Genomic DNA, 18,302 nt, shown 5'->3' on the forward strand with positions numbered 1-18,302 from the left:
ACTCAAAAAACTTTAATTCATGAACAATAGAATTTTAGCTGTATTTTTTACTGGTTTAATATTAGTAGGTTGTAGTTCAACCAAAAACACAAAAAATGATTTAGCGGTAAATTTACCTATTCAAGCTGAAATAAATTTAGTTGATATAGATAGTGATAGAGCACCGGTAACTATTAATCCAGGTAGATTTACTACTCCAAAGGTAACTTACAGGCTACCAAAAGTAGTTCAAGGCACCTATTCGGTTAGTGATTTTGGAAAGTACGTTGATGATTTTAAGGCTATTGATTATAATGGAAATGAAATGCCAGTAGAAAAGATTGATACAAACTCTTGGACTATTTCTAATGCCAAAGAGTTAGATAAAATCACCTATTTGGTTAATGATACTTATGATGTTGAGATTACGGGAGGTATTGGTAAAGAGGTGCCTTTTTCGCCTTCTGGAACAAATATAGAACCTAAAAATTATGTTTTGAATTTACATGGTTTTATAGGTTATTTTGATTCGTTAAAAAACAACCAATACAAATTGGATGTATCGGCATCGGCGGATTTTGTAAGAACCTCTGCACTTCAAGTGGTAAGCTCTAAAACCAGTGATGATGGTAAAGTAGTAACAACCAGTTATTACGCGCCAAGATATTTTGATATTACCGATAACCCAATGATGTATGGTGATTTAGATGTTGAAGAGTTTCAAGTGGGTGATATTAAAATTGTTTTGAGTGTGTATTCTCCCAATAAAGTGCATTCTGCTGCCTCTCTAAAGGAAACTGTTTATAAAATGATGAAGGCTCAAAAAACGTATTTGGGCGATATAAACGCAACTCCGCGCTATGATATATACCTGTATCTTTCAGAAGAAAAGGAAGATTCTCCGAAGGGCTATGGTGCTTTAGAGCATCATACCTCCACAGTAGTAGTATTCCCTGAGAGTATGTCTGAAGAAGCACTTGCAGATAGTATGATTGATGTGGTGTCTCATGAGTTTTTTCATATTGTAACCCCGTTGGGAGTGCACTCAGAAGATATTCACTATTTTGATTATAACAATCCAACGTTTTCTAAGCATTTATGGATGTATGAAGGTGTGACTGAGTATTTCGCTACCTTATTTCAGGTAGATCAAGGTTTGGTTGATGACGCTGAGTTTTACAAAGAAATAATGAGCAAGATTGAAAACTCAAGGCGCTTAAACGACGCTATGAGTTTTACCATTATGAGTGAAAATGTATTAAAGGCTCCTTATAAAGATGAATATCTTAATGTGTATCAAAAAGGTGCTTTAATTGGTATGTGTATTGATATTTTGATGCGTGAAGAAAGTGGAGGTCAGCGTGGTATTTTATCATTGATGAAGGAACTTACCAATAAGTACGGAAAAAATAAACCTTTTGAAGATGATAAGCTAATTGATGAAATTGTCAGTTTAACCTATCCTTCTTTAGGAGAATTTTTTGCAGATCATGTTGTAGGTGATATTCCAATTAATTATAATGATTTTCTTGAAAAAGTAGGTCTTGAAATTGGGGAAGGAGATGTAGAAACAAATTATATATTGATGAGTGGAGTTCCAATTGTAGGTGGAGATCCTCATAAAGGCACTATTTACTTTTCTGAAATGGTAGCAAAAAATAGTTTTTGGGTTGAAAACGGAGCAATGCCGAATGATGTCATTAAAACAATTGATGGAAAAGCATTGACTATGGCAAATGCCAACACCTTGCTACAAGAAGTTTTTATGTGGAAACCAGGGAGAGCGGTGGAAGTGACATTAGACAGAGACGGTGAAGAAATAGTAATTAATACCACTACTACAAAAACTTTTACTAAGGGGCAAGGTATTCTTGAAAAGGCTGATGCTACCCAGGCGCAAAAGGAATTAAGAGAAGCTTGGCTAAGAGGTTAAGTTTTTAGTTATTTAAAGAAAACCGACCAAAAAGTGATATCCTTTTTGGTCGGTTTTCTTTTTATAGGGAGGTGTTTAGTAACTAATCTTTCTCGTATTTAGCAGGTTTACCATTGCTTAAAGAATTTTTTATAAAAGCCCTGAGATCATCATTAGCAGCAACTAAATCGTCTTGTCTTAAATACATCATATGGCCACTGCGGTATCCCTTAAAAGAAAAGCGTTCTCTCATTTTTCCGCTAGGATCAATTTGCCACATGGTGTATTTTGCGCCAAAATAGGTGGTGGCGCCATCAAAATATCCCGACTGTACTAAAACCTTTAAGTAAGGGTTTTGAGCCATGGCTTGCCTTAAGTCATCACGAGTATTGTTATTACGATTATCCCAAGGATGTACGTCACCAAACATATTGTACTTTATATCTGTTTTAAAATTTAGATGTGTTCTGATGTAGAAATTAATAGCCGGCGTAAAAGAATGCATCCATGAGGTGAGTTCGGCATTAAAATCAGGACTACTACCGGCTTCTCTTTTATCAATACCTAAATATCTAGAATCTAAACGTCCAATGGTATAACCTGATTTATCTCTTAAAAGTTCTTTCCAGAAGAAGGACGTAGGCACATCCAAATTATTCTGGAGAATTACTTTTTTACTTAAGCCAGAATAAAACGCCATTTTGTTGGCGACTGTTTCCTTTTCTTCCGCACTAATAAATCCGCCTTTAGCTAAAGCAGGCATTAAGGTGTTAATGGCGTATTGTTCAGATTCAGGAAGAATATCAAGTAAATCTTTTTCCTGAAGTACTTTAGGAAGTGCGTTTTGGTACCATGCAGCTGCCGTAAAATATGGTAGGTTTAGGGCAGAGTATACGGGCTGACTTGTGTTGTAAAGTTTATAATCGGCTGGAGATACTAAAATAACACCGTTTAAGTACATCCATTGATTGTTTTGTAATTCATTAGCTAAGCCCATTACGCGTGTGCCTCCATAACTTTCCCCAATAATGTATTTGGGCGATTCCCAACGACTTTTTCTTGTTACAAAGGTATTAATCCATGCTGCTAAGTATTTAATATCGGCATTAATACCAAAAAAGGTTTCTCGTTTGGGTAATTCGCCTTCTTTATTGGGAATCATTCTTGAATATCCAGTATTAACAGGGTTTACGTAAACAATATCAGCTATATCAAGTATTGAGTTTGGATTATTTTTTACACCGTATGGTTGCACAGGATACCCCTCTTTGTCTATATTTAGAACTTTTGGTCCCGTATAGGCTATGTGCATCCAAACCGATGCAGATCCAGGTCCACCGTTAAACGAAATAATTAAAGGACGTTCAGCTCTGTTTTTTACGTTATTCCGTTCATAATAAGTGTAGAAAAGCGAAGCAATAGGAATACCTTTTTTGTCCCAAACAGGCTGTGTGCCTGTGCTTGCTGTATAGTTAATATTTGCGCCTTTTACGGTTGTGGTGTGTGTGGTTACAACCATAGTGTCTGAAGGGATTTTAATATTTTGGCTAAAAGTTAAAATACTAGATAATGTTAAAAGGATAGTGAGATGCGTTTTCATAGTATGAAATCAAGATTAGTAGTTAAAGATAAAAAACTAATGTTAAAAATTTTCAAACGCACCAAGACCAAATAGTGCAAAATCATATTTTACTGGGTCTATAGGGTCAAGCTTTCTTAAGGAGATGTCTAACTCTGCTAATGCTTTAGCGTCATTTTGTTTTCTGGTTAAAAGCCCTAATTTTCTAGCTACATTTCCAGAATGTACATCTAGAGGGCAGGATAAAGCAGATGTTGGGATAGATTTCCAAATACCGAAATCAACACCTGTATGATTACTTCTTACAAGCCATCGTAACATCATATTTAGTCTTTTGGCGGCCGATCCTTTGTTTGGGTCTCCAACATGCTTTTCTGTGCGTTTTGGGTGTTCAAGAGAAAAAAACAGTTTTTTAAACTCATGAATGGCAAGTTGTGTGCTAGTTTCGGTTAAATACTTTTGAAAGACAGTCTCCATACCTTGATGGTTTAAATAAATATTTTTTATTGAGGTGATGAAAAACCTTAAATCATCAGCATTAAACGTTCTGTGAACAAATCCGTTAAACCTTTCTAAATCAGATTCAGCATGATTTAAAATAAAATCGTATGGCGCATCATCCATCAGCTGCATGAGTTTCCTGGCATTATTAATAATCATTTTTCTGTTTCCCCAAGCTATAGTTGCTGTTAAAAACGCACTAATTTCTATATCTTCTTTCAAAGTAAAGTAGTGTGGAATTTGAATAGGGTCTGTTAATATAAAATCAGGACGGTTATACAATACAACCTTTTCGTCTAAAAACTCTTTTAGGTCTGTTAAATTCAAATTTGAGATTATAAATTAAAGTGATTCCTGTAGCGAAAATACGATAAAAAAGAAGCTTTTCCTGGAAAATAAAATGTTTAAATGGTTATTTTTATCGATTAAGTGTTGTTTTTGCATCGGTTTTGCCATTTAAAGGACTGCAAATTAAACTAAATTTAATGCAATTTTCGTTATTTGTAATAGTCAACAAAATTTAAGTTTATGAAAAAAATTATAGTTCCCATTCTAGTTCTTCTTTTCATGAGTTGTCAAGAAGATGATTTAAAACCTACTGATGTAACAGCTTCAGTGGTAGAAACTTTAAACGAGTATGAATTGGCAAACAGAGTGTTTCAAGATGTTGGGAACAATGCTGGAGATGCTGTTTTAAAAGCAGAAAGTTCAAATACTGCTAAAATTAGCGGCTCCAAAGAAGATCCCGTTATACATGTAGAACCAGCCAATTTAACAGAGTTTCCTAAAACAATAACGGTTGATTTTGGTACAGGTATCCTTTGTAAAGATGGTGTAACTCGGAAAGGTATTGTGAAAATTGTTTCAACGGGTTGGTATGGAGCATTGGGGAGTGAACACACTACAACTTTTGATGGGTATTATCATGAAGGTTATAAAGTTGAAGGGGCACATGTGGTAAAAAATTTGGGAGAAAATGAAGATGGAGAATTAAAATATAGCGTAACCATTAACGATGGTAAAATCACTGATGGAAATGACCATAGCGTGCAGTATAAAGAAAACTCGTTTAGAACTTGGGTTGCAGGTGCCGATACCCCTTTGAACATTTGGGATGATGAATATCTTTTAGATGGAACGCAATCTGGTATGAGTTCTAGAGGCGTAGCATATACCTTAACTATTGAAGAATCACTACATTTTGTTTTACTACCAAGAAGTATAACATCTGGAATTTTAGATCTTGATATAGGACAAATAAAAAACATTAAATTGAACTTTAATAATGCAACAGTTACCATTTTGGGGAATACATATCCTTGGGGTATAAAGTAGGTATATTTTAAAAACACAATAAAAAGGCTGCTCTTAATTTAAGAGTGGCCTTTTTTAATTATTGTTGTCAAATACTATTTGTTTTACCTTTATACTTGCCCGTTCTTTACCCGTAACCTCAAATAGAGCGATAAATTCAGCACTGTTTTTTAAGTAATTATCATTAAACTTAATGATAGAGTCCTTATTAGTGAAATAATCTACAGCTGCAGTGGCTCCAAAACCGTGGTTAGAAAAGAACATAAGGTTAGAGGTGTCATTGTCACCATTTAATTTAGCTATTAAAACGTGTTCATGACTGTGCCCATTAGAATTTAGTTTTATTATTGTGTCTATGTTCTTTTTTAAATCTTTATAGGTAATATGCCCGTCGTTATACGCCTCATTATTTTTTGTAATTTGAATTCGTTTTGATTTTAGGTTGAAAAAGTCAACGAACGAATTATCATATTTTAAAGGTCCTAAATAAATAGAGTTTTGTTCTTTTAATTGTTGGGTAGTTAAATTCTTTAATTTATGAATTTTAAATTCACTATGATTTCTATAAAAATGTTTGGATAGATCTTTTACAGAATAGGCGCTTAAAAAGTTTACATAAACATTTCTTCCTGGGCTATAATCTTTCATTTGTTCAGGATGCTTTTTAATTTCCTTGTAAAACTCATCAACAGAATTGATATTGTAGTCTCTGTGGAAACCTGATGATCCAAAAATATTAGGCCCCACAAAACCAAAAATATCAAACAGGTATAGCGTATTTTCTTTTTTATTGGCAAAGAAAGGTTCCCAAATAGGATCCTTTTGATTTAGTTTTATAATTGAAAAAATAATACCAACTATTGCCGAAAGTAGAACACCAAGAATAAGCAGTTTTTGCTTGCTTGTGTATTTTGGGGTAGGCTTACTTTTTCTGTAAAAACTAACACCATATTGTCCCCGTTTTATTTCAATAAATATATCATCGTTTACACCTTCGTTATCAAAATATTTTTTAAGCTTATTTCTAAGGTGATAAATATTTACTCTAATGGTTGCTTCACTTTTCTCGGGTTCGTATTGCGATCCGAAGATTTCTAAACTAATATCTGTGGCATTAAGATTCTTGTTATTTATTGAAGATTCAATTAAGTACTTAAGAAGCACATTACTTGTGGTTGTTTTTGAAAAAGCATTGCTCGTCAATAAACGATTAAGTACTTCTATTTTGTCTTCTTTTTGAATCATTATAAAATAAATTGAGTGGTAAAGTAAAGGAAAATTTGTGCAATGAGCAACTTTGTTTTAATGGTTAAAACAACCATTAAAGCATGTTAAAACTTCAAATTGGTATGTCAATTCACTACATTTGAGATTCAAGTAAGTGTTGGTATCACCACAATTTATGTTTAGCAAGGCTACTTGAAAAAAATCTAAACAAATTTAAAGACAGAACAGTATGAACAAACGTATTTTGAGTGCAATAATCATGTTGTCATTTGTAGTAATGGCTGGTGCTCAAGGAAAATCAATTGAATTATTTAATGGTAAAAACTTAAAGGGTTGGAAAGTGTTGAATGGTACTGCTGAGTATCATGTTGAAGATGGCGCCATAGTAGGTGTTTCTAAGATGGGTACACCGAATACATTTTTAGCAACAAAGAAGGAGTATACTAACTTTATTTTGGAGTATGATATGTTTTTAGGCAGTGGCTTAAATTCTGGAGTTCAAATTAGAAGTCATAGTAATAAGGATTATAATGACGGACGAGTACATGGCTTGCAGGTAGAAGCAGATGACTCTCCAAGAAATTGGTTTGGAGGTCTTTTTGATGAAGCCAGATTAGGATGGCGATACCCTCTGGAGTATAACCCAGAAGTAAAAAAAGCTTATAAGCAAGGGCAATGGAATAAAATAAAAGTTATTGCTGCCGGGCATCATATTGCCACTTGGGTTAATGGAGTAAATTGTACAAATTTATATGAAGAAAACATTGAAACTGGTTTTATTGCATTACAAGTTCATGCTATTGGAGGAAGCAAAGAAAAAGCAGGTAAAGAAATAAAATGGCGAAATATTAAATTGACTGAAATCCCGGAAGACTTTTCGTTTGAAACAACGGCTCCAGTGATTAGTTTTTTAAAAAACGAATTAACTCTTGAAGAAAAATCAAAGGGTTGGACTTTACTCTGGGATGGAAAAACCACAAACGGTTGGAGAGGAGCAAAGCTTGATGAGTTTCCTAAAAAAGGTTGGGCTGTTAATGATGGTGTTTTATCAGTGCAAGCTTCGGGAGGTGCTGAATCTGAACATGGAGGAGATATTGTGACAACAAAACCGTATAAAAATTTTATTTTAGAGGTAGATTTTAAATTTTCCCAAGGAGCAAATAGTGGTATAAAATATTTTGTAGATACAGATTTAAATAAAGGAAAAGGGTCTGCTATTGGTTGTGAGTTTCAAATTTTAGACGATCAGCTTCATCCAGATGCCAAGAAAGGAGTGGATGGTAACCGTACCTTATCATCTCTTTATGACCTTATAAGAGGAGATGCTCAAGAGTATATTCCTTCGTTATATACCAAAAAATATGTCAATAAAAATGGATGGAACCGAGCTAGAATTGTAGTAGATGGCGCTAAGGTACAACACTATTTAAATGGTTGTAAAATGGTTGAATATATTCGAGGAACACAGCAATGGAGAGCTTTAGTAAAGTATAGTAAATATAAAGATTGGCCAAATTTTGGAGAAGCAAAAGAAGGCCTAATTCTTTTACAAGATCATGGCGACGAGGTGCATTTTAAAAATATCAAGATTAAAGAATTAAACTAAACATATTAAATAAAAACCAATTATGACTTCACGTAGAACATTTATAAAAAATACAGCTATGGGAGTTGCAGGGGCTACATTGTTAACATCTGCAAACTCTTATGGAATGATTTTAGGAGCCAATGATAAAATTAAATTCGCTATAATAGGCTGTGGTGGTAGGGCTTATGGTTTAGCAAAAGCTATAGGAGATATTGAGCAAGGTGAAATAGCTGCTATTTGTGATGTTGACGCCACTAGATTGAATGCTTTTAAAGAATTTTGTAAAAAAGATATTGGATCGAAGCCTAAAACTGAAAAGGATTTTAGGAATTTATTAGAGGATAAAAATATTGACGCCATTGTTGTAGCTACACCTGAGCATTGGCATGCTCCAATGGCTATAATGGGAATGCAAGCAGGAAAACATGTTTATGTTGAAAAACCTTGTAGTCATAATCCTCATGAAAATGAATTAATCGTTGAGGTTCAAAAAAAATACGGAATGATTTGCCAAATGGGAAATCAACAAAGATCTTCTAGAACCTCAGCATTAGCGGTACAGGATATAAGAAATGGCATAATTGGCGATGTATATGCTGCTAAGGCTGTTTATGCCAATGCAAGAAAGCCAATAGGTATAGGAAAAGAAGTGCCAGTCCCTGAAACCTTAGATTGGGATTTATGGCAAGGTCCAGCGCCAAGAGAAGTGTATCGAGATAATGTGCACCCTTATAATTGGCACTGGTTTAGAGCTTGGGGTACTGGAGAAATACATAATAACGGTACGCATGAAATAGACATTTGTCGTTGGGCATTAGGTGTAGATTACCCAAATAGAGTCGTGTCATCAGGTGGAAGGTTAAGTCATAAAGATGATTGGGAGTTTTTTGATACACAAATGGTTAACTATGAGTTTGATGGTGGTAAGTTATTAACTTGGGATGGTAGAAGTTGCAACGCTTTTAAGTCTATAGGAGGCAGAGGAGCTGTTATTTTTGGTACAGAAGGTAGTATTCATTTAGATCGTTCTAAGTATGTACACCTCGATATAAATGGAAAAAAAGTGAATGAGCAATATGAGAATCAAACAAAAGAGTCAAAAGCTAATAAAACATCAGATACAATTGGATTTGATGGCTTAACCGTTAGTCATATGCAAAATTTTATTAATGCTATTTTAAAGGGAGAAAAATTAAACTCACCCATTGCCGATGCTGCCATTTCTACGCAATTATGTCACTTGGGTAATATTGCTCAAGATTTGAAGGAAAGTTTAAATATAGATATCAAAACTGGGCGTGTTTTGAATAATAAAGGGGCTGAAATGCTATGGAAGCGTGATTATGAAAAAGGTTGGGAACCTAAATTATAAAAGAATATAGTGTAAAAAAGGTCTCTAAATGTTGTAGTAGAGACCTTTTTTTATAGTGTGATTTGTGGTATTAGTGGCTAATAATTTTACCGTCTACCATAGTAAGTTTACGGTCCGCCATATCAGCTAAATCTACATTGTGTGTTACAATAACAAAGGTTTGTCCGTATTCATCTCTAAGCTTAAAGAATAAATTGTGTAAATTTTCAGCAGATTCACTATCCAAGTTTCCCGAAGGCTCATCAGCAAAAATAAGACTAGGGTTATTGATTAAAGCTCTAGCCACTGCAACACGTTGTTGCTCACCACCAGATAATTCATTCGGTTTATGCTCATAACGTTTTTCTAGATTGAGAAAATTGAGGAGTTCTTTTGCTCTAGCTTCAGTTTCGCTCTTTTTTGTACCTTTTATAAAAGCAGGTAAACATACATTTTCTAGGGCTGTAAATTCAGGAAGTAATTGATGAAATTGAAAAATAAATCCAATATGTTCATTTCTAAATTTAGCTAGGGCTTTATCTTTTAGAGTTCTTATGTTAGTGTTATTAATAGTTAGTTCATAGTTCTCTTTTGAGGAAGCTTTGTCTAAAGTTCCTAGTATTTGTAACAAGGTTGTTTTTCCAGCACCAGAAGCACCAACAATTGATACTATTTCTCCTTTTTTAATATGTAAATCTACACCCTTTAAAACCTGTAAATCCCCGTAATATTTGTGAATATTTTTTGCCTGAATCATGCTTTTTAAATAAGAGCTGTGAAATTAATATATTAAAAGTTGATGCACAATTATGAACACTATTTATTGCTAAATTCATTTTTAACTTTATATTTAAAGAGATTCAAATTAAACGATTATGCCTTACAAGAGTTTTGAAGAATATAATATGCAAGTTACAGATGATGTTAAAGACAGATATAAAAACATTATTAAAGATTTAGGGGAAGATATTTCAAGAGATGGTCTTAAAAAAACGCCTGAGCGTGCAGCAAAAGCTATGCAGTTTTTAACGCAAGGCTATGAACAAGACCCTGTAGAAGTGTTAAAAGGGGCTATGTTTAAAGAATCTTATAATGAGATGGTTATTGTGAAAGATATAGAGCTTTACTCACTGTGCGAGCATCATATATTACCTTTTTTTGGAAAAGCACATATTGCATATATTCCCAATGGCTATATTGTAGGGTTAAGCAAATTACCGCGCATTGTAGATATTTTTGCAAGACGACTTCAAGTGCAGGAACGTTTAACAGAGCAGATTTTAGACTGTATAAATGATACCTTAAAACCTCAAGGAGTGGCCGTAGTTATTGAAGCTTCTCATATGTGTATGATGATGCGTGGTGTTCAAAAACAAAATTCAGTAACCACAACATCAGGGTTTAGAGGGCAATTTGAAAAAATTGAAACCCGAAATGAATTTTTAAAGTTGATAGGTAAGTAGGTTTGGTATATTTCTTGTTTTTCAGATTTCAAAAAATATTATGAGTAAAACAAAAAAACTATTAATAGGTATTTTATTGGATGCTATAGGATGTGTATCTTATATAATTCCTGGTATTGGTGAATTTGTAGATATTATTTGGGCACCAATAGCAGGTTGGTTGATGACCAAGTTATATGAGGGAAAATCAGGAAAAGTTGCTGGTATTGTCGCTTTTGTTGAAGAAGCTGTACCTGGTTTAGATATTATTCCCACATTTACCTTAATGTGGATTTATACTTATTTGCTAAAAAAAGAAAACTAGGTTTGCTATCATTTTCTTTTAAGTTAGATACTCCATTAATAATTAGCATTTCATTGTTAACAAGTCAAGTTTAAATAACTAAAAAACAATTCCGAATTAACTATTTTAATTTTGTAAATTTGCCTGCGTTTAAAAGCGCAACATGAGTAGTACAACAAAATACATATTTGTAACCGGCGGCGTTACATCATCCCTAGGAAAGGGTATTATTGCAGCATCACTTGCAAAACTATTACAAGCACAAGGTTACAGAGTTACCATTCAAAAGTTAGATCCGTATATAAATGTAGACCCAGGCACCTTAAATCCATATGAGCATGGTGAGTGCTACGTAACCGAGGACGGAGCAGAAACCGATTTAGATTTAGGACATTATGAGCGTTTTTTAAATACTCCTACAAGTCAAGCTAACAATGTGACCACAGGAAGAATTTATCAAAGTGTTATTGAAAAAGAGCGCCGTGGTGAATTTTTAGGAAAAACAGTTCAGGTTGTTCCGCATATTACTGATGAAATTAAAGAACGTGTTCAGATTTTAGGGAAGTCTGGTGATTATGATATTGTGATTACCGAAATAGGCGGTACAGTTGGTGATATTGAATCGTTACCATATGTAGAAGCCGTTCGTCAATTGCGTTGGGATTTAGGGGATAATAATGGTATTGTTATTCATTTAACTTTGGTGCCATATTTATCGGCAGCAGGTGAGTTAAAAACAAAACCAACGCAGCATAGTGTAAAAACACTTATGGAAAGCGGGGTACAGGCCGATATTTTAGTCTGTAGAACAGAACATAATTTACCTAAAGATTTAAGAAGAAAGTTAGCCTTATTCTGTAATGTTAAGGAAGATGCCGTAATTCAATCAATTGATGCGTCAACCATATATGATGTGCCAAACTTAATGTTGGAAGAAGGCTTAGATAAAGTTGTTCTGAAGAAATTAAATCTTAGCAGTTCTACACCAGATATTGATAGATGGAATCAATTTGTACATCGTCATAAAAACCCAAAAACAGAGATTACAATTGGATTAATAGGAAAGTATGTAGAGTTACAAGATTCCTATAAGTCTATTTTAGAAGCTTTTATTCATGCTGGAGCAGAGAATGAGGTGAGGGTAAAAGTAGAGTCAATACATTCAGAGTACATAAATAGTGATAATGTAGATCTAAAACTAGGGCATTTAGATGGCGTTTTAGTGGCACCTGGTTTTGGAGAACGTGGTATTGATGGAAAGATTGATGCTGTTAAGTTTGTAAGAGAAAACAATATTCCGTTTTTAGGTATTTGTTTAGGAATGCAGATGGCTGTTATTGAATTTGCCAGAAACGTGTTAGGCATAAAAGATGCCGCTTCTACCGAAATGAATGCAGATACACCTAATCCTGTTATAGGTCTTATGGAAGATCAAAAAACAATTACAGATAAAGGAGGTACTATGCGTTTAGGGGCTTGGGCTTGTGATTTAAAGATAGGTAGTTTGGTTCGTGATATTTACAAAGCAGAAAGTATTGCAGAGCGTCACAGGCATCGCTATGAATTTAATGGTGAATTTAAAGCTCAAATGGAAGATGCGGGAATGATTGCTACCGGGCTAAATCCGGATACAGGTTTAGTTGAAATTGTTGAGATTCCATCACATCCTTGGTTTGTAGGCGTACAATATCACCCAGAATATAAGAGTACAGTTGCTAATCCGCATCCTTTGTTTGTGGCTTTTGTTAAGGCAGCTTTAAAGTATAATAAAAACAAGAAAAGTGCCAGTAAGGCATAATTTGAATTTTGGATAGCTTCTTGCTAAGTTATTCTCATTCTTAATGCAAGATTATTTCTTAATCGATTCAAAATAATGGAAGAAAAAAAATTAGATATCAATTCAATTATTGGCTTCGTGCTCATTTTTGGAATATTGGCTTATATGCTTTGGCAAAACCAACCAACGCCTGAAGAGTTAGAAGCCCAAGAAAAAGCGAAACAAGAACAAATTCAAGCTGAAGAAAAAGCCAAAGCACAGCAACAATCTATGGATACTGCAGTAGCTGATTATGCAGTTGGTTCTGGTGTTGATTCTTTGCAACAAATACAATTACAGAATAAATTAGGGGCGTTTGCTTATTCTGCTATTAATGCAACAAACAAAGAAACTACAGTTGAAACAGACCTGTTAGCTTTAACATTTAGTAATAAAGGCGGGTATTTATCAGAAGTTAGGCTAAAAAAGTTTGTTGATTATGATTCAGTACCTATTTATTTGATAAAAAATAATAATGCCTCATTCAATATTAATTTTGGTACAACAGACAGTAGAATATTAAATACTAAAGATTTACCATTTATACCTTCAGTTACCAAGAGCGGTGAGAATACTATCGTTTCCATGAAGCTAAAAGTATCTGAAAGCAAATTTTTAGAATACAGATATGAGTTAAAACCAAACGATTATATGATTGGTTTTTCTGTGCGTTCACAAGGCTTAAATGATGTTATAAATGGTTCACAAGATATTCATTTAGATTGGAGTTTAAAAGGATACCGTCATGCTAAAAGTATTTCTTATGAAAACAGGTATACCGATATTCATTATGAATATGAAGATGGAAAAGATAGTTATACCGGGCCTAGAGATGCTGATGAAGAAGTATTGGATGTAACTTGGATTGGGTATAAACAACACTTTTTTTCGTCGGTGTTATTAACAGATAAGGCGTTTAAAAAAGCGCATATAATAGCTGAAAATTTAGTTAAGAAAGAAGAGATAGATACGGTTTACACTAAGGCTTTTGAAGTAAAAATGCCGTTAGAATTGCAAGGCGGTGAATTAAATGAATCTATGGATTGGTATTATGGTCCTAGTGATTTTAAAGTGCTTAATGCTTACGGACGGAATTTAGATGAATTGGTGCCATTTGGTTGGGGTATTTTTGGCTGGATAAACCGTTATGTGTTTATGCCATTGTTTAGTTTTCTTGGTGGTTTTATGCCTTATGGTATCGCTATTGTGGTGATGACTATTTTGGTGAAAATTTTATTGTCGTTTGTGCAGTATAAGCAGTTTTTGTCTCAGGCTAAGATGAAAATTTTAAAACCCGAATTAGATGCTATAAGAGAAAAGTATAAAAACAATAAAATGAAAGCGCAGCAAGAAACTATGGCGCTTCAAACCAAGGCAGGTGCCAGCCCAATGGCTGGATGTTTACCAGCATTAATACAGTTGCCTGTGTTTTATGCTTTGTTTCAATTTTTCCCTTCGGCATTTGATTTAAGACAAAAATCCTTCCTATGGGCTGAAGATTTATCATCATATGATACGGTAGCCAACTTACCTTTTAATATTCCTTTTTATGGTAATCATGTAAGTTTGTTTCCAATTTTGGCTTCTATTGCTATTTTCTTCTATATGCGTTTAACCACAGGGCAAAATGTGCAGGCGCAACCACAACAAGAAGGTATGCCCGACATGGGGAAAATGATGAAATACATGATGTATTTTTCTCCAATTATGATGCTATTCTTCTTTAATAACTATGCCTCTGGTTTGAGTTTATACTACTTTATTTCAAACTTAATTAGTATTGGAATCATTTTAGTGATTAAGCATTATATTTTAGATGAAGATAAAATTCATGCCGAGATGCAAGAGAAGAAGAAGCAACCCAAAAAGCAAAATCGTTTTCAGAAAAAAATGGCCGAAATGATGGAACAAGCGGAGCAACAAAGACAGGCACAACAAAAACGTAAATAATAATATTGGTTTTATGAATACAAGCTGTCAGAATTATATTTTGGCAGCTTTTTTGTTATAAGATAAAAGCAAATAAAACGTTACTATATTTATAATTTCCTCGAAAGCAATAATTTTTTTTATGATGAAGCATTTAGTGATTTTGGTGTTACTCTTTACAAGCACCCTTTTTAGTCAAAATATTAATCAGTTTGATGCGCAAGGCAAGCGACATGGTATCTGGAAAAAATATTTTGATGATACCAATATTTTAAGATATGAAGGGCAATTTCATCATGGTAAAGAAATTGGCGTGTTTAAATTTTATAAACTGTATAAAGGAAAAGGTATTCTGTCTGCAACAAAGACTTTTAATGCAAATGATAATATAGTTGAGGTAAAATTTATGGCTTCAAATGGTAAAGTGATTAGTGAAGGATTGATGAACGGTAAAATGTATATTGGAGAATGGAAGTATTATCAAAAAACGTCTGATAAATTACTTACTCTTGAAGCGTATAATGATGAAGGTAAACTCATAGGAGAACGTTTGGTGTATTATCCAAATGGTAACATAGCAGAAAAACAAAACTATGCTAACGGACAATTACAAGGGGAATCTATAATTTACTCTGAAAAAGAAGTGGTTTTAAAAAAACTACAGTATGATGGTGGTGAATTACATGGACCAGCGGCATTTTATAACCCTAAGGGTGAATTAATCACGGAGGGCGCCTATAAAAGAGATAAAAAGAATGGCATTTGGAAGTATTATGAAAATGGAAAGTTAGTAGACGAAAAGGATTTTACCTATCATCCCAAATACATAAAAAAAACTCCTTAATTACTTAAGGAGTCTCTTTTTTCATAGATAATCATTCAGATGGAAGTAAGAATGTGATTGTCTACAAAACCAACAAACCAAACTAATTTGTAAGATTTGGTATAGCCACTTTATTAATAACATGGATTACACCATTTCCAGCTTGTACATCAACGGCAATAATTCCAATGTCAGAATTACCAGAGCCGTCGGTTAAATTTGCTATATTAGGACTAGTGCCTGGAAGCGTGATAGTAAGGTCATCACCTTCTAAACTAGGCGCAGTAGTTGTTCCTGGATTATTTAAATCAGCCGATGTTACATTGGCACCAGCTATGACGTGGTGTTGTAAAATGTTTGTTAATACACCCTCATCTGATGGTACTGTAATTGCAGCAAACGCATCGTTTGTAGGAGCAAATACAGTGAATGGAGCAGGGGCTGTTCCATTAGCTGTTGATAATATTCCTGCAAAATCTGTACTCGGTGTTAATGTTGTTAATGCAGTTACTAAGGTTGAAAATGTTGGATCAGCCACCGCAAATGTAGTCACTGTTGGAATATCAATTACGGCATCAACGGTATGAATGACTCCGTTACTAGCAATGATGTCAGCCTTAGAAACATCAGCTATTCCATTTAATGTTACCCCGCTATCTGTATTTATGTATAAACTTAAGTTATTATCTGTGTTTCCATAGGTTGCAGCTGTCTTCACATAGGTGTTTGTTAAACCGGATGACACAGCGGTAGCACCAACCACCACATGATTTAATAATATAGCATCTAAAGCGTTGCTATTAGGATTTGAAAATGCAGTGAAAGCATCATTTGTTGGAGCAAAAACCGTAAAGTCACCCGGAGTAGATAACAAATCTGTGAATGTTGTATTACCTCCCATTGTTAAATTACTTACTAAACTGCTTAATCCAGGATTAGCAACGGCGTGATCAACAATTGTTGGCAAACCTATTACGGCATCAACAATATGTATTACACCGTTAGTTCCTTCCTTATCGGCCATTTTTACTGTTGAGACACCATTAAATTTCACACCGTTAGATGCATCAAAAAAGATGCTCATTTTATTACCGCCAGCACCAGTTGCCTCTGTTGAAGCATATCCAGACCCTAATCCCACTAAATCAGTTGACATAAGTTTACCAGGTAATACGTGATTTAAAAGAACTTGTGATAATACAGCAGTATCTATATCTGCTAACGAATTCCATGCTGGGTTGCTGTCAAGCAAGGCTTGAAAAGCTGCATTGTCAGGAGCAAGAATTGTATATGGACCTTCTCCGCCTAATACGCTTACTAAGTCGCCATCAGCAGCTTGTAAGGCTTGAACAAGTATGCTTAATTCAGGTGTATCTAATGCAATACCAACTACTGTTGATGGTAATTTAGGTAAAACCACCTTGTCAATGACATGTATTACACCATTTGCAGCTTGAACATCAGTAACAATGATATTACTCACGCGTCCGTTTGAATCTGTAAGCGTTGCACCTCCAGTTACGTTGGCCGTAATGTCGCCACCTAATGTTGTCACCGTTAAATTGTCTGATAAACCGCTAGCTAAAACATTAGCGCCAGAAACGGCATGTAAGTCTAAAGTAGCCTTTAAGGTAGGCTCATCAATATCAGATAAAGCGCTTGCTCCCAATTCAGTTAATAACATGGCAAAAGCGTCATTTGTGGGCGCAAATACTGTGAATGGAGCAGGTGCTGTTCCACTCATAGTTGAAAGCGCTGCAACATAATCAAACGTTAAATCGTCTCTAGTTAAAGCTTGCACTAAGATAGAGAATGTTGGATCTGCTACAGCAAAATCTACAACTGTTGGCAAATCAATTACCGCATTTACAATGTGTACAACACCATTTGTTGCTACTAGATTTGGAGTAATAACATCTGAAACACCATTTAGCTTAACACCTCCACTGGTGTTAACAAACATATTAATAGTGTTCTTTGTTGTGGCTTCTTCAGCTAAGGTTTCAATGTATCCAGTAGTTAATTGGTTGGCTCTAGCGCCACCTACAACCACATGGTTTAAAAGGATGGTTCTTAACACATCGTTGGGCACAGCTTCAAGAGAAGCAAATCCCTTTGCATTTAAAAACGCCGCAAAGGCTTCGTTTGTAGGTGCAAAAACTGTGTAGTCTCCTGATTGAAGGGTAGCTACTAAATCTGCTTTTTCTAAGGCAGCAACTAAACTGGTTAAGTCTGGTGAAGTTAATGCCAATTCAACAATGTTAAATTCTCTAATTACTGGGGTATCGTCATCATCGTTACAAGACCACAACAAAAAAAGACTCAGAACAAGTAGTCCTGTTTTTTTAATAAAATTTGATGCTTTCATTTTCATAATTTTTTAGTTCACATTAATTGTTTAACAAATATATAAAAAAATTAAACAAAAAAACAAATATTGTTTAATAAAAATATTAAAATAATAAACAAAACAGTATTGCATCTATAAATAGGACTAAGTTCACGTATATAAAATTTCGCTAATATTCAGTATCTTT

General features: G+C 34.3%; 14 protein-coding genes. 9 read left to right on the forward strand and 5 right to left on the reverse strand.

The window, feature by feature from the left end:
• Positions 1–19: 19 nt before the first annotated feature.
• Positions 20–1,912: a peptidase M61 gene (locus KFZ70_RS11665; RefSeq protein WP_139698003.1), complete on the forward strand. Its 1,893-nt coding sequence runs from the start codon at positions 20–22 to the stop codon at positions 1,910–1,912.
• An 82-nt stretch (positions 1,913–1,994) separates the two neighbouring features.
• Here KFZ70_RS11665 and KFZ70_RS11670 read toward each other — a convergent pair whose 3' ends face one another.
• Positions 1,995–3,491 carry a S10 family peptidase gene (locus tag KFZ70_RS11670; protein WP_139698002.1) on the reverse strand — a complete coding sequence of 499 codons (1,497 nt, stop codon included), beginning with the start codon at positions 3,489–3,491 and terminating at the stop codon, positions 1,995–1,997.
• Between the two features lie 42 nt (positions 3,492–3,533).
• The gene (locus tag KFZ70_RS11675; protein WP_139698001.1) at positions 3,534–4,298 is read right to left on the reverse strand and encodes a TIGR02757 family protein; all 765 of its coding nucleotides are present in this window, start codon (positions 4,296–4,298) and stop codon (positions 3,534–3,536) included.
• 201 nt (positions 4,299–4,499) lie between these two features.
• On the opposite strand from KFZ70_RS11675, the gene KFZ70_RS11680 reads away from it, so the two are divergent.
• Positions 4,500–5,306 (forward strand): hypothetical protein, encoded by an 807-nt coding sequence (locus KFZ70_RS11680; RefSeq protein WP_139698000.1) that lies wholly within the window; start codon positions 4,500–4,502, stop codon positions 5,304–5,306.
• A gap of 54 nt (positions 5,307–5,360) precedes the next feature.
• Here KFZ70_RS11680 and KFZ70_RS11685 read toward each other — a convergent pair whose 3' ends face one another.
• Positions 5,361–6,530: a helix-turn-helix domain-containing protein gene (locus KFZ70_RS11685; RefSeq protein ID WP_139697999.1), complete on the reverse strand. Its 1,170-nt coding sequence runs from the start codon at positions 6,528–6,530 to the stop codon at positions 5,361–5,363.
• 211 nt (positions 6,531–6,741) lie between these two features.
• On the opposite strand from KFZ70_RS11685, the gene KFZ70_RS11690 reads away from it, so the two are divergent.
• Together KFZ70_RS11690 and KFZ70_RS11695 are read left to right on the forward strand one after the other, a co-directional pair.
• Complete coding sequence (locus KFZ70_RS11690) at positions 6,742–8,118, forward strand: DUF1080 domain-containing protein (protein ID WP_139697998.1); 1,377 nt, start codon at positions 6,742–6,744, stop codon at positions 8,116–8,118.
• A gap of 22 nt (positions 8,119–8,140) precedes the next feature.
• Positions 8,141–9,472, forward strand: coding sequence for a Gfo/Idh/MocA family protein (locus KFZ70_RS11695; protein ID WP_139697997.1), 1,332 nt, complete (start codon positions 8,141–8,143; stop codon positions 9,470–9,472).
• Between the two features lie 70 nt (positions 9,473–9,542).
• On the opposite strand, the gene KFZ70_RS11700 is transcribed toward KFZ70_RS11695, so the two are convergent.
• Positions 9,543–10,208, reverse strand: coding sequence for an ABC transporter ATP-binding protein (locus tag KFZ70_RS11700; protein ID WP_139697996.1), 666 nt, complete (start codon positions 10,206–10,208; stop codon positions 9,543–9,545).
• 118 nt (positions 10,209–10,326) lie between these two features.
• On the opposite strand from KFZ70_RS11700, the gene folE reads away from it, so the two are divergent.
• The 5 genes from folE (at position 10,327) to KFZ70_RS11725 (ending at position 15,786) form a co-directional block, all read left to right on the forward strand.
• Positions 10,327–10,914 (forward strand): GTP cyclohydrolase I FolE, encoded by a 588-nt coding sequence (gene folE, locus KFZ70_RS11705; RefSeq protein WP_139697995.1) that lies wholly within the window; start codon positions 10,327–10,329, stop codon positions 10,912–10,914.
• Positions 10,915–10,954: 40 nt separating this feature from the next.
• Positions 10,955–11,218: a hypothetical protein gene (locus KFZ70_RS11710; RefSeq protein WP_139697994.1), complete on the forward strand. Its 264-nt coding sequence runs from the start codon at positions 10,955–10,957 to the stop codon at positions 11,216–11,218.
• Positions 11,219–11,360: 142 nt separating this feature from the next.
• The gene (locus tag KFZ70_RS11715) at positions 11,361–12,995 is read left to right on the forward strand and encodes a CTP synthase (RefSeq protein WP_139697993.1); all 1,635 of its coding nucleotides are present in this window, start codon (positions 11,361–11,363) and stop codon (positions 12,993–12,995) included.
• Positions 12,996–13,070: 75 nt separating this feature from the next.
• On the forward strand, positions 13,071–14,963 hold the full coding sequence (gene yidC, locus KFZ70_RS11720; protein WP_139697992.1) for a membrane protein insertase YidC: 1,893 nt from the start codon (positions 13,071–13,073) through the stop codon (positions 14,961–14,963).
• Between the two features lie 121 nt (positions 14,964–15,084).
• On the forward strand, positions 15,085–15,786 hold the full coding sequence (locus KFZ70_RS11725; protein ID WP_139697991.1) for a toxin-antitoxin system YwqK family antitoxin: 702 nt from the start codon (positions 15,085–15,087) through the stop codon (positions 15,784–15,786).
• A gap of 82 nt (positions 15,787–15,868) precedes the next feature.
• Here KFZ70_RS11725 and KFZ70_RS11730 read toward each other — a convergent pair whose 3' ends face one another.
• The gene (locus KFZ70_RS11730) at positions 15,869–18,133 is read right to left on the reverse strand and encodes a fasciclin domain-containing protein (protein ID WP_233244069.1); all 2,265 of its coding nucleotides are present in this window, start codon (positions 18,131–18,133) and stop codon (positions 15,869–15,871) included.
• Between the last annotated feature and the right edge of the window lie 169 nt (positions 18,134–18,302).

The organism is Allotamlana fucoidanivorans, from assembly GCF_045788535.1.
Lineage (GTDB): Bacteria > Bacteroidota > Bacteroidia > Flavobacteriales > Flavobacteriaceae > Allotamlana > Allotamlana fucoidanivorans.